The organism is Knoellia flava TL1, from assembly GCF_000768675.1.
Taxonomy (GTDB): domain Bacteria; phylum Actinomycetota; class Actinomycetes; order Actinomycetales; family Dermatophilaceae; genus Knoellia; species Knoellia flava.
Genome location: NZ_AVPI01000012.1, coordinates 33,265 through 54,427, shown reverse-complemented (window position 1 = coordinate 54,427; position 21,163 = coordinate 33,265). Strand labels below are relative to the sequence as shown.

The window sequence follows — 21,163 nt, the reverse complement described above, 5'->3', positions numbered from 1 at the left end:
CCCATGCCGTGCCTGACCAGAGAAGGTTTTTCGCTTGGCCCAGCGACCTCAACGCCGTGGCGGCACGCAGAACGCGTCACGTCACCAGTCCCGCGACCGCCGCCACCAGGACGGCGAGGGACTCATCCCCGTGCTCGCCAAGGCCGTGCGCCAGGTCGAGGCTGCAGCGCAGCGGGGGAAGATCCGCCCCAACCAGCGCACGGCATACCAAGTGGTGGCCCTGCTGGTCCGGGAGGAGCGCGCGCGGGTGAAGACCGACGCGTCGATCTCCGAGGGCGAGCGGACCGCGATGATGACGCGGCTCGACGGGATCGCGACGATCCTCGCGAAGACGGCCGCGCGCGACACCTCGCTGCTCGCACTCCTCGCCGACGGGGCCGCGGTCTCGCCGGCCGCGGCGAGCCTGCGCAACGACATGCTCGCCGCCGCGGGGCGCGAGCCCGACCCGGAGCCGGAGCCGGAGGCGGAGTCCGACGACACCGTGGCGGCGGCCCCGGCGCCCAAGGGCGTCGTGCCGCAGACGGTCATCGCACGGCAGCTCGCCAACCCCTTCCTCGCGCCCGACTTCGAAGCCGCGCGCACGCCGAAGCCGACGACCAACCGGCTCGCGAACTGGGAGCTGCTCAGCCCCCTCTTCCGGTCGTTCGAGTACGGAGGCGACGCAACGTCGATGCCGCTCCCCGAGCCGTCGAGCGTCGTCCACGGCATCAAGGACCTCGCGCTCATGCATCACCAGGGGCAGGTGGTCGCGGCCGCCGCCGAGGGACACCGCACCTTCCTCCTCGCGGACGAGCCCGGTCTCGGCAAGACCGCCCAGGCGCTGCTCGCCGCCGACGCCGCGAACGCCTTCCCGCTGCTCGTCGTCGTGCCCAACGTCGTCAAGGCGAACTGGGCGCACGAGGCCGAGCTGTGGACGCCGCGCCGCACCGCGACCGTCATCCACGGCGACGGCGAGGGCATCGACGGCTTCGCCGACATCGTCATCGTCAACTACGAGATCCTCGACCGGCACGTCGGCTGGCTCGGTCGTCACGGCTTCCGCGGCATGGTCGTCGACGAGGCGCACTTCATCAAGAACAAGACCTCGCAGCGCTCGCAGCACGTGCTCGCGCTGGCCGACAGGATCCGCGAGTGGAGCCCCAACGCGCTCTTCATGGCGCTCACGGGGACCCCGCTCATCAACGACATCGAGGACTTCCGCGCGATCTGGCAGTTCCTCGGGTGGATCGACGACAAGAAGCCGCGCCCGGCGCTCATGGCGGCGCTCGAGGCGAAGGGCCTCGCGCCGTCGGACCACGGGTTCTACACCTCCGCCCGCAACACCGTCATCGACATGGGCATCGTCCGTCGGCGCAAGGTCGACGTCGCCTCCGACATCCCCGCACGCCGGGTGGCCGACCTGCCGGTCGAGCTCGACGACGCCCTGGGGCGGTCGATCCGCGCGGCCGAGGCCGAGCTCGCGGCACGGCTCGTCGAGCGCTACCGCTACACGCTGTCGACCCGCGCCGAGTCGGGACTCGGGGGCGCCGTGGACGGCTCGGACGGCGACGAGGACGGGGACGGCCTCGACCACGCGCTCATCCGTCGCGTCGCGGCGGCCGAGCTCAAGAACACGGGCACCGGCTCGGGCGAGAAGGGCGACAACGTCTTCACGCTCATGCGCAAGATCGGCCAGGCCAAGGCCGGGCTCGCCGCCGACTACGCCGCGCAGCTCGCCCGCAACGTCGGCAAGGTCGTCTTCTTCGCCAAGCACCTCGACGTCATGGACGTCGCCGAGGAGACGTTCGCCAAGCGCGGCATCGGCTACGCCTCGATCCGCGGCGACCAGAGCGCGAAGTCGCGCAAGGAGAACATCGAGGCGTTCCTCACCGACCCCGAGGTCGAGATCATCGTCTGCTCGCTCACCGCGGCCGGCGTCGGCATCAACCTGCAGGTCGCCTCGAACGTCGTCCTCGCTGAGCTCTCGTGGACGTCGGCCGAGCAGACGCAGGCCATCGACCGCGTGCACCGCATCGGCCAGACCGAGCCGGTCACGGCGTGGCGGATCATCGCCGCGCAGACGATCGACTCCCGCCTCGCCCAGCTCATCGACGACAAGGCCGGGCTCGCCGCCCGGGCGCTCGACGGGTCCGACGAGGAGGTCGGGTCGTCGGCGGACGTCCAGCTCGAGGCGCTCGTGTCTCTGCTCACGGACGCACTCGAGAAGGAGCGGGCGGTCGCGCTGCCCGGTGGGACGGGAGCACCGGGTCCGGCGGGTGACGCCGCCGCCCAGGCGACGGCCGCGCCGCTCGCCGCACCGAGCGTGAGCCCGTTCAGTCCGTTCAGCGCGTCCTGACCGCTCAGCGCGTCCTGAGGTCGTGGGTGAAGCGGATGCCGGGCTCGGGCCTGCCGTCTGCTCCCTGAGGGACGTACTCGAGGTCGACCTTCGCGAAGGACAGCACGACGACCTCGTCGCCCGCGCCGGCGTCGGCGCTGATGGACGTGGCGACGCTCGACACGCTCACCTCGGTGAGGTCGATGACGAGGAAGTCGTGCTGACCCTGCCCGGCCTTGCGCACGGTGACCCGCGCCTTGGGCAGGTGCTGCCCGGTCGCGCACGCCTTCAGAAGCAACGGTGTCGCGGCGTCGACATGGTGCACGAAGGTGAACTCGGAGAACGTCGCTCGACCCATGCGCCCGACACCGCCGCCGTGTCCCGGGCCTCCTGCGCCCGTGGCCTGGGCGACACCCCACGACCACGACGACGCCTCGATCTCGTCCTCGTGGCCGCGCTCGCGCGACTCCCCCTTGATCGAGTCGATGCGGACGAAGATCGACGTGGACATGACGCGCTCCTCCTGTGACGGCCGGCCGCGCCCGGGCGCGGGGGTGAGCCGGTGCCTTGCCGGCACCATCGACGACGTGTCCGGCACCCCCTCAAGGTCGACCCGGCGAGGGCCGGTGTCAACCCCTGACCTGCGATGTTCGCCGCCCGCGCCGAGAGGGCGCATACTTCGAGGACATGGTCCCGTCATCTGAGCGCCCGCGCCCTCGTCACGCCAACAGCCCCTTCGCTCCCCGCCCGGAGCCGGAGGTAGAGCTGTTCGTGACCGGCGATCGCGTCCTGCATGACGCCTACGGCCTCGGGCGGGTCATCGGCGTCGACGCCAGCGGCGCCACGGTCGACTTCACGAGCAGCACCGTCCGGATCCCCACGCCGTTCCGGAAGATGACCAAGCTCTAGACACGGCACCCGGCCTCCCGGGTGAGTCGAGTCGTCGCGCTCCGCGGTGGTCCCCAAAGGCGACGGATCTCGTATGCCGTGTGGTCGGCATACGGGATCGGTTCAGCCGGGGATGACGCGCGAGAGGTACTTCGCGGGCTCGTGCACCGGCTTCTCGGTGCCGCACCGACTGCAGGTGTGGAAGACCGCGCTCGGTCCACCCATGCCGGGGGTGACGTGTCGCTCCCAGGTGTGGCGTCCCATGAGGCATCGCACGTTCTTCATCGTTCGACCTCCTGCTCGTCGACGTCGAGTCCAGTGTCGACCCGACGCGGGGCCGGCGTCGATGGTTCGTCGGCACCGGCGGGACCACGGGACCCACGGCCCGGGTGGGCTCGCCCTACCCCGGCACTGCTCAGAAGTCGGTCGTCCCGCGGAGCCTGCGCGGCCGACCGTCCGGGTCGTAGAGCGCGAGGTACGCCGGTCGCGCCCACGCGCGCGTGCGCCGCGACAGGACGGGCGGGACGTGCCGGTGGATGCGGCCGCCGGGGGCGCCCTCGCGCTCTGTCCACAGCTCCATGGCCGTGCTGGGGTCGGCCAGCCGCAGGTCGTCGTCGGGCAGGCCGAGGTGCTCGGCCCAGAGCAAGGTCCGCAGTGAGCGGGGCAGCTCTCCGTCCTCGTCGACGACGGCGCAGGTGACCTCCGAGTCGTGCGACCACGAGCGCCGGTTGAGGTTGTCGGAGCCGATCGTCATCCACTCGTCGTCGACGACGCAGACCTTGGCGTGGACGTAGATCGGTGTGCCCTCGGCGTTCTCGATGTCGAAGAGGGCGAACCTGTCACCGCCCGCCTCGTGCAGCGCGTCCCAGGCGAGCCGCTGCGCGTACATCATCGGTGGACCGCTGACCCGGTTGTCCTCCTCCGGGTAGCGCGGCACGACGCCGATGACCTGCAGCTCCGGCTCGCGTCTCAGCGCCTCGGCGAGGGTCGCGGCGACGACGTCGGACCAGAAGTACTGGTCCTCGATGTAGATGAGCCGTCGCGCCCGCTGGAACGCCCGCGTGTAGGCGCGCGCGATCGACCGCTCACCTTCCGGCGCGAACGGGTATGCCGGCCGCTTGCGTGGGTAGGTCCGCAGCACCTGAACCTGGTGCAGGCCTGCCTCCGGCGGCGGGTCCCAGCGCTGCGGCAGCGGCTCGGGGTGGCGTGGCATGCGCACGATGCGGTGGTGCACCGCCCGGTAGGGGTTGCGGTGGTCGAGCGGGGTCGGGTCGTCCCAGCGCTCGGCGAACGTCTCGAGGACGTCGGCCACGGCAGGTCCGCGAATCTCGGCCATGGCGTCGTGCCACGGCGGTGTGGGGCCGTAGCGCTCGTCGAGCGGCGGTGCCTGCGGGTCACCATGGTGGTCGGCGTCGTCGCGTCGGCCGTGGCACAGGTCGATGCCGCCCACGAAGGCGACGTCGTCCTGGGGCCGGCCCTTGAAGCGGACGACGACGAGCTTCTGGTGGTGAGACCCGGCGCGGCGCACCCGCTCGTCGAGGAGAGCTTCGCCGTTCGCCTCGTTGATGACCTGACCGAGCTCGTTGTTCTCCTCGCTGTTGAGCCGGCCGGGGTGCGAGCGCCACAGGAGGGCGCGGACCTCGACGCCGCGGTGGGCCGCTGACTTCAGGAGGTCGGCGACGGTCGGGCCGTCGGCGGTGAGGCGCTCGTCGGCGTCGCCGCGCCAGTCGGTAAGGAAGATCCGGTCTCCGCTGGTCGTCGCCTCGACGAGCTCGAGCAGACGGGCGAAGTAGCCGGCTCCGTGGACCCGGGGCACGACGAGGTTCCCGGCCGTCCAGGGCCGCTCCGAGGTGGGGAGGAACCACTCGCTCACCCGCCTCACTCTGTCAGCCGGCGGACCGGGATGGGGCGGAGCCGATGGGCGGGCGGGGTGGCGGGGTCGGGTTGGCGAGGCCTCGCGGCGGCGCGTCGCAGAGAACGGGACGAAGGGCCCGGGTCGGCTCGCCCACTTCTCTTTAGCGTGGGTGGAGCAGGAGGTGCCATGTCCCGACGTCCGCAACCGGCCTGCCCGATCCGTCCGGGCGACCCGTGCAGTCTCTGCTTCCCGGGGGCGGACGGGCCGCACAACTGCGGTCTCGTCTACCTCGTGCAGTCCGACCCGGAGCTGCGCGACCTGCTCGCCCAGAACCGGGCCGAGCGCAGGGTTGCTGTCGGTCAGGCGTCCGACTAGCCGCGAATCCAGGGCCGGATCGGCGACCGAGGCTCGGTGACCACGACGAGGGGCCCGCTGGAAGCGGACCCCATCGCACGGCATACGGATCAGAGGCGGTCACCCACCGGATCCCACGGGTTGGAGGTAGTGCGACATGCCGTAGCTCGCCACGTTGCGGCCCAGGAGCTGTCCGGCCACGTCGGCGCTGCGGTAGTGCAGACCTGCCCAGATCCGCGCCTCGATGAGCTCGGTGAGCGGCTGGGTGAAGGTGTCGAACGAGCGGACGGCCGCGCCGCCGTGGTTCGTCGCCATGCTCGTGATCTGGAACGGTCCGCCGGCGGGGTCGTCACCGAACCAGGCACGCAGCACCAGAGCGTGGGCGGCGTCGAGGCAGTTGTGCCCCGAGATCCACTCCGGGTAGGGCGCGGTGATGAGTGCGGTCCACGTCGGGTCCTCCTGCGTCAGCGGGTTGTCGTCGTCGTGGGTGGCGTCGGCGGTGATCGCGTTCCACGGTCGCCAGAAGTCGAAGTGGTACTTGTCGTTCCAGCAGTTGATCGACGCGTCCACGCCGGCCATGTTCTGCAGCGCCAGCAGGCGGGCGCTGTCCTCGGCGGTGAGGCCGGCTCGGGTGATGAGCTGTCGGGCCACCTCGTTCCAGCTGAAGACCGGCGCGCTCTGCCACCACCTCGCGATGTAGGTCTGCTCATCGGTGCGCGTGGAGCCAGTGGCTCGCCCGAGCGCCTTGACCTCGTTGAACTCGGTGGCCCACTGCATGCTGTCGAGCGCTGGCGGTGGGGCCGAGCGGAACTGCGACGGGCTCGTCATCATGAAAGGCGTGACGTTGCCCGCCCACGGGGTCGGGTCGAGTGCGGGTGCGCCGTTGACGATGAGCGGCTGCCAGTGTCCTGCAGCGGGATTCGACACCCACGGTGACGGCCCGAAGCGACCGTCGCCCTCTCTCGCGGCCCGCATGGCCGCCGCCGCCGCGTGGCCGACGGCCACACCCTGACGCTTGAAGGCGTTGTTGGGAATGGCGTCGAGCGAGGCGTCGTAGGCCGCGTTCACCGTGCCCAGCAGCGCGGCCCGCGCCGGGAAGGGCGCGCGCTCCGGTGCCGTGGAGAGCAGCCACGTGATGACGTCGTATGCCGCGGTGGCGGTGGCCGCGTCCTCAGAGGCTCGCGCTCCCGTCCGGGTCTCGAGCAGGTAGGCGCGGTGCGTCACGCGGCCGATGGCGTTGACCGCGTCATAGACGGCACCCTGCACCATGCCCATGTTGATCTGGAACGCCGGCGGCGCACCGCCGTTGGGACCGGGGATCGCTCCGAGCGTGCTCGCCGCGACCTGGTTCCAGTGGACGACCTCGCTGCTGTCGGTCGACGGTGGAGCGGCGGCGGTGGCGCTCGACGTGCCGAGGGCGCCGAGCAGGGCCCCGACCGCTGTGAGAACTGCGAGGGTACGACGACGTGAGTGGTGCATGACTCCTCCTGCGCGCACTGAAGCATGGGCGTGCGTCGCGTTCGGAAACATCGTCGGTCTGGGCGGTGTCACCCCGGCTGGGGGACACGGCGGCACCAAACCAGTAACCCAGCACCGGTGACAGTCGGGCAACCCTCCGGGTGGGCGAGCCCGTCGGGCAGGGCCCGGGCTGGCCCACACCCTCGCGTCGGGCTGATGACCTATCGGTTCTCGAGAAGGTTCTTGAGCCGGTCGAGGTCCTTCGTCGTGGCACGCCGCATGGGGCGCTCGACCATGGGTGCGGTGAGCCGCGCGAACCCGGCTGCTCGCCGCGATTGCGCAGCGTCATGCGGGTGCGCGCCTCGCCGACCTCGGTCCAGGCGTAGGTCGTCTCCATCGGGAAGGGGCCGTCGGTCGTCCGCATCACGAGTCGGCGCTGAGGTCCGAGCTCGACGACGCGGTAGGTCTAGGAGAGGGTGCGACCGAGGAACTGGGCGACGAAGTCCATGGTCGAGCCGACTGCGACGGGCGGTGGCGTCTGCCAGGCCACCGAGGTGATGTTGGAGTACCACTCGGGGGCGTTGCGCGGGTCGCCTGCGTACGCGGCCACCTCGGCGATAGGGCGGTCGATGACGATCTCCACCTGCACGTCCAAGGTCATGCCTCGATCATCCCGCACCCCTCGCTGGGCACCCGCCGCGGAGCAGTCAGCAGGGACGGTGACCTCGGCAGCTGCCTCTGTGAGCGTCTTCTGCGGATACAGGTCCGGCTCGTCCTGCGGGAAGAGCGCCTCAACTTGTGGATCTCGGCATGGGCGGACCCATGCCGCGCCCCGGCACGCGGCGGTACGACGCGCCTGCGGCGCTGAGGGCGGTGGGCGCCAGTACGCAGACGGTGGCTGCTAAATCGGAGAACGTGTTAGATCGATGTAGACGCCGAAGTTCTCATCGTGAGGCCACGCGTCCAAGGCAGCGATTGCATCCTCGATCTCGAGGTCGTCTGCGAGTGCCCATTCGGGGTCATCTTGTACGCCACCATCCTCATTGATTCGGACGCCCTGCATACCGGAGACATACCAGCCCTGCTCACCCCGCTCGCGAAGTGCAGCGGGGGCTTCCCGCCATGTATAAAAGCCGCGCTCGCTCACCATATGGTCATCATGTCAGAGTTGGTGGCAGCCACGGGTGCGGTCGGGGCGGGGCAGAATGTCTCCTGTGCATGAGATGCCATTCCGCCGTCCATGAGCGTAGCGGTGTAGCCGCCGGCTATCTGGGGGCCTACCTCTTGGAGTCGATCCACGTTGTTACGAGCCGACTGATGAGCTCTCTCGCGCCTTCTTCGCTCATTTGTCGGTGAGGCGGAGCCCCGCCCATCCGGGCATGGCGTGCTCGAGTGCCGCTGACATCGGGCCGGTTGGCCGATCCAGTGAAGGCACTGATTTCATCTGCGGACGCCCAACCGAGGTCGACCAAAGACTGGGGCTTTATGTCTGCGCGCACGATCTCGAAGACCTTGTAGAGCTGTGGCCAGCTCAAGACATCCAGTTGACCCATGATGTCGAGCGCCTCGTCCACCGCTGGTGTCGAGGCCGCGACTTGGGCGCGGGCGGGTCCGTCCGCTGGCTGCGCCGGCAACACCGCGCCGTTCGGCTTCCGAACCACTCCAGTCGCCTGAATCCTTGCCCGCGCCTTGATGGAGGCCATCGATACAACGGTGTGGTCCCAGCCGTCCGTCGAGTAGTTGCCCGTCAACTCGACCAACTCAAAGTTCGGATTTCTCGCCCGGGCTAGGCCATTGATGCGCCGGAGCACGCGAGGAGCTGCCTCATAGAACGGAACGCCGTCTGGTGGCTCGTCAATCTCGATGGACTCTAGATAGTGGCCGTCCTCGACCTTTACGACACGGGTTTCGCCGCCCGGTAGAAGGTTAATCAGATCCTGCAGATCGAAGTCATGCCCTCGTAGCCAAGCCTTTACCTTCACGGAACTGAGGCTATCGGCGTCGCTGGCGCGCCCTCGCGTTGTGCCGTTGAGCGCAGTCGCCAAGACACTCCCGAGTCCCGCCGCGCTGGTCGACGTTGCGCTCTGCGAACTGGCGGCGGAAAGACGCACCTCGGAGCGGTTGTGGCCGGCCGCGCGCGTGACTCGCCGCTGGCTGTCAGTGCTCGACGCGGCGCTTTGGCCAGACGCGCCTTCCAAGTCCGCAATCGTTGGGTTTAGTGGCTACAGCACGGGATGAGGCCGCGGCGTTCTCGACGGGTGCGACTGCGGGAAATAGGCACATTAGCCAAGGGACGGGGTAGGCGAGAGACGAGCGAGCGAGGGGATAAATGCCTCGGCTAGGTTTCCTAGGAGCCATCGGAGTGGCAGAGGGCGGTAGGAGGTCCCAATCGACTCATGGCTAGCTCGACTATGGTCTCGCAAGAGCGCGTCTGGTGGCGAGGAGCACCCGATCTGCGCACTCCCGACCAAGGCAAGGGTAGGAATGAGCGACATGAACGCGGACGGCGAGCTCCCCCCTTTCCTCCGTCAGCTGGGGACATGACTCCCGACGACTTCGAGGACCTCACGGCTCGTTTGGTCGAAGAAGTCATGAGCGCAGCTGAGGGGTTCACGATCGAACGCCACACGATTCTTGAAGCGGACGACGGCACCTACGACATCGACGCGACCGCGACCTTCGAGGTGGGAGGGTTCGCCTTCCTCGTTCTCGTCGAGGCCAAGCGGCATAAGGACCCCATCAAACGAGAGCTGGTCGCGGTACTCCATCAGAAGTTGCGAAGTACCGGGGCACACAAGGGGCTCCTGGTGTCAGCGTCGGGCTTTCAGAGCGGTGCCGTCAGATTCGCGAAGAGACATGGCATCGCCCTAGCCACGGTGAGCGATGGCCGGCTCAAGATAGAGAACAAGGCCGATCCGAATCGCACGGGGACCATGGACATCGAGGTGACTGACAGCAGCATCCCGATACTGGTGGTCCAGCTCATCCCATCTACGCCTGCAGCAGGACTGGTCGAGGTGGAGCTCACCGGCGGAGAGCTACTCGGCTACCTCATCAGGATGGCCTTCCCCGACCTCAAGCTGCTCTAGCGCCGGCCCGCCAACCCAGATAGGTCTACATCACGTGGCGAGCGACTTGTCTCCGAACGCCGCAGCTCTATAGCGCAAGCGACAGGACGAGGGTGGGAGGAAGCCCGAGTAGGCTTCACCAATGAGGCTGTGCGGGGGAAGCGGTGACTGGCTGTGACCCTCGTCCTGACTTACGTCTCGCGCGACTACGACGTCATGGTCGGCGACACACGACTGTGCATACCCGATCCGAAAACGGGCAAGCTCATCCCCTTCAACGAGGACGCGATCAAGTTCGCTCACACACGCGGCCTCCTATTTGGTTTCGCCGGGGTTGCAGGGTTCAGTCGAATCCCGACCACGGACTGGCTGCGCAGAAAGTTCGAGAAGTCCGACCTAGACCTCGAGGCCGGACTCGCGGCACTCGCGCAAGAGCTGGATGCGCGGTTCCAGCGTGGCGACGTCAAGGGCATGCCTCTCATCGTCACGATTGCCGGCTGGGTTCTGAACGAGAGCGACGACTCTCTTACGCCCGTCGTGGCCACGGTGACCAATCAGGACCCTCACACGTTCAAGATCATGACCTCGTTCAAGCACGAGTGGTCGGTTCACCCGGCCGATGCCGGTTGGGTGGCGACCGGCCAAATCTCGCCCGAGCGCCGCGCACAAGTGCAGCAGGACCTTGAGAAGGTGCTGCATCCTTTTGTCAAGCCAGACGTCATCGCGAATGTCTTTCTCCGGGCCCTTCGGGGCGAGGCAGCGGAAAACGTCACAGTTGGAGAACGTGCCCGCGTAGCGACGCTCCCGCTGTCGGTCCTCACTTTGGCGCGAGAGCAAGACGACGACCACTTCATCGTGTGGCGGGTCCGGGAACCGATTCTGGTTGACGGCCAACCGACGGAGGTTGAGTTGGAGCCAGACCAGACGGCGGTTGGCCTGGTGCGTGTCGAACACGTCGACTTCTCACAGGCGTACATCATCGACTAGGAGTTCTCACCGGGGACCTGCGCACATGCCGTGCCCGCGAGGGTGCCCGCCGGGCGCGGGCTTGAGCGAGCGCTGGCGCGCGCCTCGCAATGGCTTCAACCGGCCCTCCCGTGCGAGAGCGGTTGTGTGAGGTGCCCGAAAGTCCTCGCGTCTACTTGAGCCAGGGCAGGTCACCACGTGAGGAATCAATCCCGTCGCAGGCCCCGTCGCAGGCGCGGCTGAGACCCCAGCACCCCCTACTACCGCTCACAAGATCGAGGCTGCTGCTGGCGACGCACTAGGCCGGCTTCGACGAGCGTGCGAATTGTTAACAGGTGCTCTGCTGCTACGTCCAAGCCGGCCTTCGCGAGCTCCGACAGGGCCGAAGGTGCCACTCGTCGCGTCAGCTCGAAGTTGAGGTCCTGCAAGGGAGGTGAAGATGGATGCACAGGGCCAGACCTGGACCTTGTCGAGCGTCACGCGGATGCGCCTCCCCGCGTCCGACTCGCCGATCGACACCCCCTCTGTGTGGCTGGCTCACCTGTCAGGCGCATCTGCGGCGCCCCTTCAGATTGGTTCGTTAAGGTCGTCGACAGTAACTTGGCCGTCGAGAATCGCGTTCACGTCATCCTCAAGACTCAGATTGCCTTGCGCGCCGAGTTCGTTCATGTAGCGATCAGCCTCTTGTCGCAGGGCGTCATCTCCAGACGACATCGCGCTGGCTATCACCATTGGCACCGCGTTCCGTGAAAGGTCGAACGAGACCATACCGCCTTGGTCTCGTCCAGCCATGAGGAGCTGCAATACGGCAAGTGCATTTCTCGGATCGACGATGGACGCCTTCGCAAGTTCGGTACCGATCATGTAGCGCTCCGTGGCGATGCTTGGTTCCAGTTCGAGCGCGTGCCGCAAGCGGGGCAGCCACCACTCGACGGGAAACTTCTCTCCCTTGGCAACCCAATACAATCCCGTGAGTTCCGCACTATCGTCGCGGTGGTATTGCACATGAGCAATGCGGTCGTCGACGAAGCCCGCAAACCTGTCTCGAATTTCGTCGTCGACTTTCTCTGCGTGAAAGAACGACCACGCAATTCTGCCGATTGCTGCGCCACGAACCTTCGCTGGAGCCGAGGTGAGGAACGCGCGCACGACTTGATCGTCCATCGTCTTGTGGCCGAACAGGATGGCGTCGATCGCCCATTCACCGATCCGCTGCAGGGGATCCGAGTCCGAGTGCCACCCGCTCACGAGATCCTCCCCGACTGCGATCGCGCCGATCATCGGCGAGGACAACAGGTCGAAGAGATCTCGATGGTAATAGTGCATAGCCATGGCCGTTGTCAGCGCGATCTGCTGTGGAACAGGCACTTCGTCCGCTGATCCGAAGAACTCGACGAGACGAGCGCCAAGCCACTCGGGTGCATGGTTGTACATCCGGCCGAGGTTTTCACCGAGCACGGCACGCCCGGCACCATGTTTGTCTGGTCGGGCGAGTTCCGCTTCCAGGGCAGAGAAGGCCGCGGCTTTCCAGGCGGCGCCCTCTTCGTGAAGGGCCAAGCGGAAAAGGCCACGGACCCGTTCTGGCCACTGCCAGTTCAGCGACATCGTGAGCGGGTCCCACGAGCTGTCACCGGGCTCATAGGCCTCGTACTCGGCCCACGCGTCGTCGTCGTGTGCTTGCACGATGAGCAGCTCTGCAAATCGCAAAACTGACTCCGAGGGAATCGCCAAACTTTTCCGCGCCTGCACCAACTCGGAGAGCAGACTGATCGCGGCGCCCTTTGCTCCACGGAAGTCCTTGTCGTCGTCAAAGTCGCCGCCCTCCACGGGGAAGGGAGAATCGATCCGATGCTCCAAGACGTCGCGGACAAGGTCAGCAACTTGCGCCCAGTCAAGTTCCAGGTCTGCCTTCAGGGCTGCTTCCCAACCCTGGAGGATCGCCCGAAGGTACGTTGGCCGGAGTTGAAGAGCCAGATCAGCAACTCCTGACACAGCGAACGGATTGGTAGTGAGAAGGGCCGCCAGCTCCCTACCTTGGCCCTCGTGAGACGGCTCCGGGCCCCAGCCATCTCCGGAGTCGTGCCAGCTCGCCAGTTGACCCACGAGCTCCTGCGGACCCATCGACGCCATCTCGTCCTGGCTCAGGTACGGGTTCGGTCCCGTCCACCCTGTAACCAGCCCAGGGGGATTTAGTGGATTTTCGAACACGCCGAACCTGGAATCCAGCGACGCCAAAGTGTCACGCAGTTGCGGCGGGAGGGCATCTGCGCCGATCGCTGAAAGCCAGTGATGCATGTAGCGATCAGCCCGCTCGGTGATTTGAGGTTCAGCGTCGTCAGCAGAGGCGTCTTGCTCGGTCAACCTCTCATTCATCCACCGGAGGTCCTCCTCGTAGGCTGCGACAATAAACCCGTTGATGACGTTCAAAGCGTTGAGATCGACCTTTGCCACTGCCTGAGCCAACTCCGCGTACTCCACACGCAGGTACGCGTCATCGGCGGCGGAGTCGCCCAGGAGCCGCTCGGCGATGCGGGCCAAGGGTGTCGCGTCGCTGCCCTCCTCGGCCCGTATTCGAAGCGCCTCGCCGACCACATGCATGGCGATCTTTCTCAAGAGCTGAACCCGGGAACTGAGCAGTACCTCCAGTGTCGACTCTGGCTCCCTGAGCATCGCCGGCAACGCCAGGTCTCGCACCGCGTCGATCAAGGCGTGCTCGGGATCGGGGTGGGCATCGCCACGAGTGCGGATCGACGGACGAATCATCCCGCTGAAATCGCGACCGGCACCAGAGTGACCGGCCAACCTGGCGTACCGTGCGAGCCACCCGGTCGCCGCCTTAAGCGCGTCGTCCCCGAGCGCTGTCAATACCCGTGGCAATTCCTCTTGGTACCAATAGTCCTCAAGTTCGACATGAGGCTTCTTGAGCATGGCATCCGTGCGTGGCGCCCGTGGCTCAAAGAGCACGTTGGCAAGCCAACGCCCCGTCCTCTGCTCCCCGCCTTCAAAGAGGGTGACCGCGAAGGAGACCAACTCGCGAGGATCAGTCCGCCAACCGAAGCCCGTCGTTTTCCAGGCCTCCAACAGTGGTCGAAGGCGTCTTCCCTCGCTAGCAGGAATCTTCGCCCCGATCTCGAAGACCGCTCTACGCACCCAAGCGTTGTTGCTCTCCTTGAGGGTTAGAAGGACGTCGACAACGTCCGTTGGGCGAGTTGCGGCGATGCGGGTCAAATATGAGAGTTCGGGCCAGTAGATGTCACGTACATAGCCATCGCCCGTCGCTTCTGGCTCAGGTGGGGATGAGAAGGCGCCGGCTTCCGCTAACGGCCGAACCCAGTGGGGGTTTAAGAGTCCTTCATAGAAGACACGGCGAAGTTGAAAGGTCGGGATCTTGAGGAGCGCCGCCCGGACGTCCTCCGGCCTGGGTGCGTTGAAGTCACTCATCGCCGCCCTCCGCGACCTTGGCATTGATCTCGTTCAGTAGATCATCGATTGAGTGCCTCAGCGCAAAGAAGTCGGTCATCACCCCGTCAAGCAACTCCTCGAAGACCTCGATGTGTTCTCGGATCTCACCGTCACCCGGCAGCTCAGACTGGTGGCGCTGTCTTCCCTCGAGATGGGTCCACTCGACAAAGAAGCCACGCGCCTCCACCCAGCGCTTCACTGCGGCGTGATCACTATTTCCATCGTCCGTGAGCAGGGCCGCAACGTGGTCACGGCTACGACGCTTTTCTTGGATAGCCGTTTTGACGAGCTTATCGAACATCGCCGCAACTGCTTGGGGTACAGGGACCGATTCGCTTTCTGCGTCCAAGTTCAGTTCGGGATACTGTGCGACAACGTCCGGCAGCGCTTGGACCTGGACCGCGGCAGACGGCTTGATCGTTGGATTCGGACTGGTTCCCACGACGCTGAGCACTCGGTTCATTACTTCGCGCATCGAGTGGCAGATGTATGAGATCCGAGTTCGCTCGTTGCCTGCAAGGGCCGTCGTCGCGAGCAGATCCAACGCTGATCGGTACATGTCCGCCAGATCGGAACGGTCCCTCTCCAACAGGGCGTTGTAAATGCGCACTTGGCGATCATTCATTCTCGGTTCGTCAACGGACATCAACGCTCGATCCTTGCCGAAGGACATGGTTTATACGGGTTTATTGTTCAGTCACCAGTCCACTTCACCAAGACAATCGTGGCCGGTTCGCAGTTCAGTCGTCGGTCACGAAGTCCGCAGCTATCTTCCCCTAGCCTGAAGGGTAGTGGTCCGGCGCGACCGCCGTCCCTGGTAGCGACCAGAAACTCCCTCCAAGAGGAGACCCCCGCGTCTTTGTGGGCGGAGTGATGCGCCGGAAGTGGTCGGCCTTGCCTCCTAGACGTTGCGGCGGTACTGGCCCCCGACTTCGAAGAAGGCGTCGGTCACCTGCTGCAGCGTGCACACCCGAGCCGCATCCATGAGCACCGCGAACACGTTGTCACCCGACATCGCCGCCTCGCGCAGCCGGCCCAGCGCCTCCTCGGCCTCGACCGAGTGCGCCTCGCGATACGCGCGGACCCGGGCCAGCTGGGACTCCTTCTCGGACTCCGACGCACGCGCGAGCTCGACGTGCTGCGGCGTGCCGCCCTCGGCGTCGGGCTTGCGGAACGTGTTGACGCCGATGATCGGCAGCGACCCGTCGTGCTTGCGGTGCTCATAGAGCATCGACTCGTCCTGGATCTTGCCGCGCTGGTACCCGGTCTCCATCGCCCCGAGCACTCCGCCGCGCTCCGAGATCCGGTCGAACTCAGCCAGCACCGCCGCCTCGACCATGTCGGTCAGCTCGTCGATGACGTACGACCCCTGCAGCGGGTTCTCGTTCATCGCGAGCCCCCACTCACGGTTGATGATCATCTGGATCGCCAGCGCCCGACGCACCGAGTCCGGCCCCGGGGTCGTCACTGCCTCGTCAAAAGCGTTGGTGTGCAATGAGTTCGCGTTGTCATAGATGGCGATGAGTGCCTGCAGCGTCGTGCGGATGTCGTTGAAGTCCATCTCCTGCGCGTGCAGCGACCGACCGGACGTCTGCACGTGGTACTTCAGCTTCTGCGACCGCTCGTTGGCGCCGTACTTCTCGCGCATCGCCACCGCCCAGATCCGGCGAGCCACCCGACCGATGACCGAGTACTCGGGATCCATGCCATTCGAGAAGAAGAACGACAGGTTCGGCGCGAAGTCGTTGATGTCCATGCCACGCGCGAGGTACGCCTCGACATACGTGAACCCGTTCGCCAGCGTGAACGCGAGCTGGCTGATGGGGTTCGCCCCGGCCTCGGCGATGTGATAGCCCGAGATCGACACCGAGTAGAAGTTGCGCACCTGCTGCTCGATGAACCACTCCTGGATGTCGGCCATCATCCGCAGCGAGAACTCGGTCGAGAACAGGCACGTGTTCTGTCCCTGGTCCTCCTTGAGGATGTCCGCCTGGACCGTGCCGCGCACCGACGCAAGAGCAAGCGCCCGTATGCCGGCCGCCTCCTCCTCATTGGGCTCGCGCCCCTCGCGCTCGGTGAACTTCGCCATCTCGCCGTCGATGACCGTGTTGAGGAAGAACGCGAGGATCGTCGGCGCCGGGCCGTTGATCGTCATCGAGACGCTCGTCGACGGCGACGTGAGGTCGAACCCGTCGTAGAGCGCCTTCATGTCGTCGAGTGTCGCGACCGAGACGCCGGACGTGCCGACCTTGCCGTAGATGTCGGGGCGTGGGTCGGGGTCGCGGCCGTAGAGCGTCACCGAGTCGAACGCCGTCGACAGGCGGGTCGCCGGCTGCCCCTCCGACAGCAGCTTGAAGCGGCGGTTGGTGCGGAACGGGTCGCCCTCGCCGGCGAACATGCGCGCCGGGTCCTCGTTGTCGCGCTTGAAGGGGAAGACGCCCGCGGTGAACGGGAAGAAGCCCGGCAGGTTCTCGCGCCGCAGGAACGACACGAGGTCTCCGTGGTCGGCGAACGACGGCACCGAGACGCGGCGGATCTTGTTGCCCGACAGCGACTCCTTGACGAGCGACGTGTGCAGCTCCTTGTCGCGGATCCGCACGACCTGCTCGTCACCGGCATACGCCTCGACGGTCGCGGGCCACTTCTCGATCGCCTCGCCCACCTCGGTCGGCAGCGCCTTGCGCGCCTCGACAAGCAGAGCATCGACGGCGTGATCCTCGTGACCGGCCGCAGCGAGCTCGTCGTCCACGAACTCGAGCCGCTGCACGCGACGGGCGTGGGCGGCATACGCCTCGGTCTGTGAGTGGTAGCCACGGACGGTGTCGGCGATCTCCGAGAGGTACCTGACCCTCGAAGCTGGCACGATCTGGCGCAGCACCGACGAGTGGCGCACGGAGACGGGCGGCAGGACGCCCTCGGAGAACTCGAGTCCCTTCTCGGAGAGCAGGCTGCGCAGCTCCTGGTAGAGCGCGGTGACGCCGTCGTCGTTGAACGTCGCGGCGGAGGTGCCGAAGACCGGCATGTCCTCGGGCTTCTTGCCGAAGGCGTTGCGGTTGCGGACGAGCTGGCGGCCGACGTCGCGCAGCGCGTCCATGGCGCCGCGCCGCTCGAACTTGTTGATGGCGACGAGGTCGGCGAAGTCGAGCATGTCGATCTTCTCGAGCTGGCTCTGCGCGCCGAACTCTGGCGTCATGACATACATCGACACGTCGGCGAACGGCACGATCGCGGCGTCGCCCTGACCGATGCCGGGCGTCTCGATGACGATGAGGTCGTATGCCGCCGCCTTGAGGATCGTGATGACGTCCTCGAGCGCTTCGGGCACCTCGCGGCCGCCGCGGGTCGCGAGGCTGCGGAAGAAGATGCGATCACCGTCGAGCGAGTTCATCCGGATGCGGTCGCCGAGGAGGGCGCCGCCACCCTTGCGGCGGGTCGGGTCGACGGCGACGACGGCCACGCGGAGCTTGTCCTGCTGGTCGACGCGCAGGCGGCGGACAAGCTCGTCGGTGAGGCTCGACTTGCCCGAGCCGCCGGTGCCGGTGATGCCGAGGACGGGAACGTGGCGGCCCTCGGCTGCCTTGGTGAGCTCGGCGCGGTCCTCGTCGCTGAGCTTGCTTGTCTCGGCGCCGGTGATGGCACGGGCGACGGCGGCCCGGTCGCCCGAGAGGACACCGGCGACGGAAGCCGAGCGGACGGCATACAGGTCGGTGTCGCAGTCCTTGATGACGGTGTTGATCATGCCGACGAGGCCGAGGCGCTGGCCGTCCTCGGGGCTGAAGATCGTCACGCCGGCCTCGCGCAGCCGCGCGATCTCGTCGGCGACGATGACGCCGCCGCCACCGCCGACGACCTTGACGTGGCCGGCGCCCGCCTCGCGGAGGAGCTGGACGAGGTACTCGAAGTACTCGACGTGGCCGCCTTGGTAGGAGCTCACGGCGACGCCCTGGACGTCCTCCTCGATCGCCGCGTCGACGACCTCCTGCACGGAGCGGTTGTGACCGAGGTGGATGACCTCGGCGCCCTGGCTCTGCATGATCCGCCGCATGATGTTGATCGACGCGTCGTGCCCGTCGAACAGGCTGGAGGCGGTGACGATGCGCACCGGGTTCGTGGGCACGTGGAGCTCGGGAGCCTGGGGCGACGTCGCAGTCATGGGAGAAATAGTAGGACGTCCTACTAACTACCCGGAAGTCACGAAGGGTCTGGGCTGGTGGTCGGCGCCTTCGGGGGCGGGTCCAGTCTGGAGGTGCCGCTGTCGGTGGGCGGGTCTAGCGTCGTCCTTAGTGCTCGGACGACGGCGTCCGGGTGGCGAGTCGACAGGGGAACAGCCATGGACTACCGCATCGAGCTCATCTTCGTGCCCGTCTCGGACACCGACCGGGCGAAGGAGTTCTATGAGGGCAAGCTCAAGTGGAACGTCGACCACGACTACACCGTGCAGGAGGGGCTGCGGTTCGTGCAGGTGACTCCGCCGGGCTCGGCGTGCTCGATCGCGTTCGGTGAGGGGATCAGCGAGGACGAGCCGGGGTCGCTGCGCAACGTCCAGGTCGTCATCGACGACGCCGATGCGACGCGGGCGGCGCTGCTGGAGGCCGGGGTCGACGCAAGTGAGGTCGAAGAGCAGGCGTGGGGCCGGTTCGTCGGATTCGCCGACCCTGACGGCAACCACTGGACGCTGCAGCAGATCGTGCCTCAGCAGTAGGCGGGTTCGACCTGACGGTCTCAGGGGTTGGTGCCGCCGAAGCCGCCGCCATAACCCTCATGGCGGGACGATCCCAAGGAACCCTCGACCGAGTCCCGCGCCGGACTGCCGCTCAGGCCCGAGTTGCCGCGTCGATGGAGCACCCACGCAAGCAGGGCTACGACGACGACGAAACCGACGATGAGCTGCCACATGACTGCCTCCCCTGCTGCTGGAACGTCCAGCGTGGGCTCAACCTAGCGGTCGTGGTGACCTTTGGACAGGAGTGAAACCCGGAGTCAGGTGTTGCCGCCGCCGGTGTAGGAGCCGCTGCCGAAGCTGCCGCCGTTGCCCTCCTGGCGGAACGGAGCCTGCGCGTCCGCCGACGAGTGCCACGGGTCCTGCGCGTGACTGGAGGAGTCGCGCCGACTGAGGAACCACGCGAGCAGCCCGATCCCGACGACGATCCCGACGACGATGTAGACCATGCGTGCCTCCCCTGCTGCCCGTGGATCCGGCGTGGGGCCAACGTAGCGCCTGCGCACCTCATGTGGGAGGAGGCGCGAAGTCTCAGCGGGCGATGGCCGAGGAGTAGGGGTCGGGCGCCGTCGCGTCCACGAGCCACTCGGTGACCGAGCGCTGGAAGACCTCGTCGACGCACCTGAACGGCACATCGCCCATGAGCCGCCGCCACGACTCGGCCCGGTGCAGGCACGAGATCCGGTCGGCGGCCGGCAACAGTGCCCTCAACGACTCGACACCACCGGCGTCGCCCACGTCGGCCCACGGCTCGAGGAAGGCGTCCTCGACTGCCCGCAGGTCCGGATGGTCGGGTGCGAGGTCACCGCGGCTGCGCAGGATCCACATCGGGATCCGGGTCACGGTGAGCGGGTGCGCCCACAGGGCGTCGCCGAGGTCGATGATGGCCGCGCCGTCGCCGAGCGGGAAGGCGTTCCGCAGGTGCAGGTCGTTGTGCTGGAGCGAGTGGGGCAGCCCGCTCGCCTCGAGCGCCGCAGCTGCCTCCTCGACCCGACCCAGCCCGTCCCGGACCTGCGACACCTCGTCGGTCGTGGGACGTCGCGGGTCGTCCGCGGGCAGGCCGAGCAGGCTCGACAGCAACGCCTCGCACCACGCGACGACCCGCTCAGGCTCGCTGGCGAAGCGGCTGAGACCGGACGCCAGCATCCGGTCCTCGTGGTCGGCGAGCAACCGCTGCGCCGTGGCGTACTGCCGTGCCGTTGCCACCCAGCTCTCCAGCGGCGGCACCGTGTCGTCGTGCCACATCGGCGCTCCGAGGTCGGCGGTGGCGAGCCAGCCCCGGTCGGGCTCGACGGCGACGATGGGCGCGCCGGTCCCGGGCACGACCTCCTCGACGACCTGCGCCAGCGCGGCCTCGAACGCCTGCGACGGCGCGTTCTCCTTGACCCAGACCTTGCCGTGGTCGGTCTCGACGGTGAGCACCGTCGACCAGAACCTGACACGTTCCTGGACGAGCGGTCCCGTGACCCGCCGTCCCGTCGCCTCGATCGCGGGCACGAGCCACCCCTCGAGCTCGGCCCGCCACTCATCGCTGCGCCACCGGGCCGGGAGGTCGGTCACCGTCGCGCCGCCACCCACACGATGGCCTCGACGTAGCCCGGCACCCCGCGGCCGATGACGTGGTGGTCGGTGACGTCGGTGAGGTAGGAGAAGTGCCGGAACTCCTCGCGCTTCGAGATGTCGCTGATGTGGACCTCGACCTTCGGCACCGTGACCGCCGAGAGCGCGTCGCGCAGCGCGACCGACGTGTGGGTATAGCCGGCCGCGTTGACGACCATGCCCGCGATCCCGTGCCGCCCCTCCTGGACCCAGTCGATGAGCGTGCCCTCGGAGTTGGTCTGCCGGAAGTCGAGCGTCAACCCGGCGGCGTCGCACGCGCCCTTGCACAGCTGCTCGACGTCGGCGAGCGTGTCGTGGCCGTAGATGTCGGGCTCGCGCTCGCCGAGCAGGTTGAGGTTGGGTCCGTTGAGGACGAGCACCGTCGTCGCGTCGAGCGCGTGTGAGGAGTCGAGCGCATCGGAGGACATGCGCCGAGTATGCCGTTCGCCCACCTCAGCCCGCCCCTTCCGCCCATCCCC

Annotated in this window: 20 protein-coding genes; 6 read left to right on the top strand and 14 right to left on the bottom strand. The window is 67.2% G+C overall.

Annotation, left to right across the window (positions count from 1 at the left end):
* The first annotated feature begins 34 nt into the window (after positions 1-34).
* Positions 35-2,335, top strand: a complete 2,301-nt coding sequence (locus N798_RS05495) for a DEAD/DEAH box helicase (protein WP_084100153.1) — start codon at positions 35-37, stop codon at positions 2,333-2,335.
* A 4-nt stretch (positions 2,336-2,339) separates the two neighbouring features.
* Here the strand turns inward: N798_RS05495 and N798_RS05490 are convergent, their stop codons facing one another.
* A complete protein-coding gene (locus N798_RS05490; RefSeq protein WP_035946894.1) occupies positions 2,340-2,825 on the bottom strand; it encodes an Hcp family type VI secretion system effector in 486 nt (161 codons plus the stop codon).
* A gap of 260 nt (positions 2,826-3,085) precedes the next feature.
* Here N798_RS05490 and N798_RS18330 point away from each other — a divergent pair, with 260 nt between their 5' ends.
* Positions 3,086-3,223, top strand: a complete 138-nt coding sequence (locus tag N798_RS18330) for a hypothetical protein (RefSeq protein WP_198030717.1) — start codon at positions 3,086-3,088, stop codon at positions 3,221-3,223.
* A gap of 102 nt (positions 3,224-3,325) precedes the next feature.
* Here the strand turns inward: N798_RS18330 and N798_RS18045 are convergent, their stop codons facing one another.
* Complete coding sequence (locus N798_RS18045; protein WP_156971630.1) at positions 3,326-3,487, bottom strand: hypothetical protein; 162 nt, start codon at positions 3,485-3,487, stop codon at positions 3,326-3,328.
* A 130-nt stretch (positions 3,488-3,617) separates the two neighbouring features.
* Entirely contained in the window at positions 3,618-5,075 is a 1,458-nt protein-coding gene (locus N798_RS05485; RefSeq protein WP_052116956.1) for a phospholipase D-like domain-containing protein, read from the bottom strand.
* A gap of 168 nt (positions 5,076-5,243) precedes the next feature.
* Here N798_RS05485 and N798_RS18325 point away from each other — a divergent pair, with 168 nt between their 5' ends.
* Complete coding sequence (locus N798_RS18325) at positions 5,244-5,432, top strand: DUF6767 domain-containing protein (protein WP_035947124.1); 189 nt, start codon at positions 5,244-5,246, stop codon at positions 5,430-5,432.
* Between the two features lie 99 nt (positions 5,433-5,531).
* On the opposite strand, the gene N798_RS05475 is transcribed toward N798_RS18325, so the two are convergent.
* The 4 genes from N798_RS05475 to N798_RS05460 all read right to left on the bottom strand — a co-directional run bounded on the left by N798_RS05475 (position 5,532) and on the right by N798_RS05460 (position 8,851).
* Positions 5,532-6,890 carry a vanadium-dependent haloperoxidase gene (locus tag N798_RS05475; protein WP_052116955.1) on the bottom strand — a complete coding sequence of 453 codons (1,359 nt, stop codon included), beginning with the start codon at positions 6,888-6,890 and terminating at the stop codon, positions 5,532-5,534.
* A gap of 445 nt (positions 6,891-7,335) precedes the next feature.
* Complete coding sequence (locus N798_RS18655) at positions 7,336-7,530, bottom strand: SRPBCC family protein (protein ID WP_229708352.1); 195 nt, start codon at positions 7,528-7,530, stop codon at positions 7,336-7,338.
* A gap of 240 nt (positions 7,531-7,770) precedes the next feature.
* Positions 7,771-8,016 carry a hypothetical protein gene (locus N798_RS18040; RefSeq protein WP_198030713.1) on the bottom strand — a complete coding sequence of 82 codons (246 nt, stop codon included), beginning with the start codon at positions 8,014-8,016 and terminating at the stop codon, positions 7,771-7,773.
* Positions 8,017-8,146: 130 nt separating this feature from the next.
* On the bottom strand, positions 8,147-8,851 hold the full coding sequence (locus N798_RS05460) for a hypothetical protein (protein WP_156971627.1): 705 nt from the start codon (positions 8,849-8,851) through the stop codon (positions 8,147-8,149).
* A gap of 558 nt (positions 8,852-9,409) precedes the next feature.
* On the opposite strand from N798_RS05460, the gene N798_RS17230 reads away from it, so the two are divergent.
* Together N798_RS17230 and N798_RS05450 are read left to right on the top strand one after the other, a co-directional pair.
* Positions 9,410-9,958 (top strand): restriction endonuclease, encoded by a 549-nt coding sequence (locus N798_RS17230; RefSeq protein WP_052116953.1) that lies wholly within the window; start codon positions 9,410-9,412, stop codon positions 9,956-9,958.
* Positions 9,959-10,111: 153 nt separating this feature from the next.
* The gene (locus tag N798_RS05450; protein WP_035946890.1) at positions 10,112-10,924 is read left to right on the top strand and encodes a hypothetical protein; all 813 of its coding nucleotides are present in this window, start codon (positions 10,112-10,114) and stop codon (positions 10,922-10,924) included.
* A 546-nt stretch (positions 10,925-11,470) separates the two neighbouring features.
* On the opposite strand, the gene N798_RS05445 is transcribed toward N798_RS05450, so the two are convergent.
* The 3 genes from N798_RS05445 to icmF form a co-directional block, all read right to left on the bottom strand.
* Positions 11,471-14,344, bottom strand: coding sequence for a hypothetical protein (locus N798_RS05445; RefSeq protein ID WP_156971626.1), 2,874 nt, complete (start codon positions 14,342-14,344; stop codon positions 11,471-11,473).
* Entirely contained in the window at positions 14,337-15,038 is a 702-nt protein-coding gene (locus tag N798_RS05440) for a hypothetical protein (protein WP_156971625.1), read from the bottom strand. The genes N798_RS05445 and N798_RS05440 overlap by 8 nt, the downstream gene beginning before the upstream one ends.
* Before the next feature lie 228 nt (positions 15,039-15,266).
* A complete protein-coding gene (gene icmF / locus N798_RS05435) occupies positions 15,267-18,518 on the bottom strand; it encodes a fused isobutyryl-CoA mutase/GTPase IcmF (RefSeq protein WP_035946883.1) in 3,252 nt (1,083 codons plus the stop codon).
* Positions 18,519-18,695: 177 nt separating this feature from the next.
* On the opposite strand from icmF, the gene N798_RS05430 reads away from it, so the two are divergent.
* Positions 18,696-19,067 carry a VOC family protein gene (locus tag N798_RS05430; RefSeq protein WP_035946881.1) on the top strand — a complete coding sequence of 124 codons (372 nt, stop codon included), beginning with the start codon at positions 18,696-18,698 and terminating at the stop codon, positions 19,065-19,067.
* Positions 19,068-19,087: 20 nt separating this feature from the next.
* Here N798_RS05430 and N798_RS18035 read toward each other — a convergent pair whose 3' ends face one another.
* From N798_RS18035 to N798_RS05415, 4 genes are all read right to left on the bottom strand, one after another.
* Positions 19,088-19,261, bottom strand: coding sequence for a hypothetical protein (locus N798_RS18035; protein ID WP_156971624.1), 174 nt, complete (start codon positions 19,259-19,261; stop codon positions 19,088-19,090).
* A gap of 84 nt (positions 19,262-19,345) precedes the next feature.
* Positions 19,346-19,534 (bottom strand): hypothetical protein, encoded by a 189-nt coding sequence (locus tag N798_RS05425; protein ID WP_035946880.1) that lies wholly within the window; start codon positions 19,532-19,534, stop codon positions 19,346-19,348.
* A gap of 82 nt (positions 19,535-19,616) precedes the next feature.
* The gene (locus N798_RS05420; RefSeq protein ID WP_156971623.1) at positions 19,617-20,645 is read right to left on the bottom strand and encodes a protein kinase family protein; all 1,029 of its coding nucleotides are present in this window, start codon (positions 20,643-20,645) and stop codon (positions 19,617-19,619) included.
* A complete protein-coding gene (locus N798_RS05415; protein ID WP_035946878.1) occupies positions 20,642-21,112 on the bottom strand; it encodes a type II 3-dehydroquinate dehydratase in 471 nt (156 codons plus the stop codon). Before N798_RS05415 ends, N798_RS05420 begins: the two co-directional genes overlap by 4 nt.
* Positions 21,113-21,163 lie beyond the last annotated feature (51 nt).

Coding starts and splice junctions, on each gene's coding strand:
- N798_RS05490 (WP_035946894.1), bottom strand. CDS start 2,825: ATGTCCACGTCGATCTTCGTCCGCATCGACTCGATCAAGGGGGAGTCG.
- N798_RS18045 (WP_156971630.1), bottom strand. CDS start 3,487: ATGAAGAACGTGCGATGCCTCATGGGACGCCACACCTGGGAGCGACAC.
- N798_RS18325 (WP_035947124.1), top strand. CDS start 5,244: ATGTCCCGACGTCCGCAACCGGCCTGCCCGATCCGTCCGGGCGACCCG.
- N798_RS05475 (WP_052116955.1), bottom strand. CDS start 6,890: ATGCACCACTCACGTCGTCGTACCCTCGCAGTTCTCACAGCGGTCGGG.
- N798_RS18655 (WP_229708352.1), bottom strand. CDS start 7,530: ATGACCTTGGACGTGCAGGTGGAGATCGTCATCGACCGCCCTATCGCC.
- N798_RS17230 (WP_052116953.1), top strand. CDS start 9,410: ATGACTCCCGACGACTTCGAGGACCTCACGGCTCGTTTGGTCGAAGAA.
- N798_RS05445 (WP_156971626.1), bottom strand. CDS start 14,344: ATGAGTGACTTCAACGCACCCAGGCCGGAGGACGTCCGGGCGGCGCTC.
- N798_RS05440 (WP_156971625.1), bottom strand. CDS start 15,038: ATGTCCTTCGGCAAGGATCGAGCGTTGATGTCCGTTGACGAACCGAGA.
- icmF (WP_035946883.1), bottom strand. CDS start 18,518: ATGACTGCGACGTCGCCCCAGGCTCCCGAGCTCCACGTGCCCACGAAC.
- N798_RS05430 (WP_035946881.1), top strand. CDS start 18,696: ATGGACTACCGCATCGAGCTCATCTTCGTGCCCGTCTCGGACACCGAC.
- N798_RS18035 (WP_156971624.1), bottom strand. CDS start 19,261: ATGTGGCAGCTCATCGTCGGTTTCGTCGTCGTCGTAGCCCTGCTTGCG.
- N798_RS05425 (WP_035946880.1), bottom strand. CDS start 19,534: ATGGTCTACATCGTCGTCGGGATCGTCGTCGGGATCGGGCTGCTCGCG.
- N798_RS05415 (WP_035946878.1), bottom strand. CDS start 21,112: ATGTCCTCCGATGCGCTCGACTCCTCACACGCGCTCGACGCGACGACG.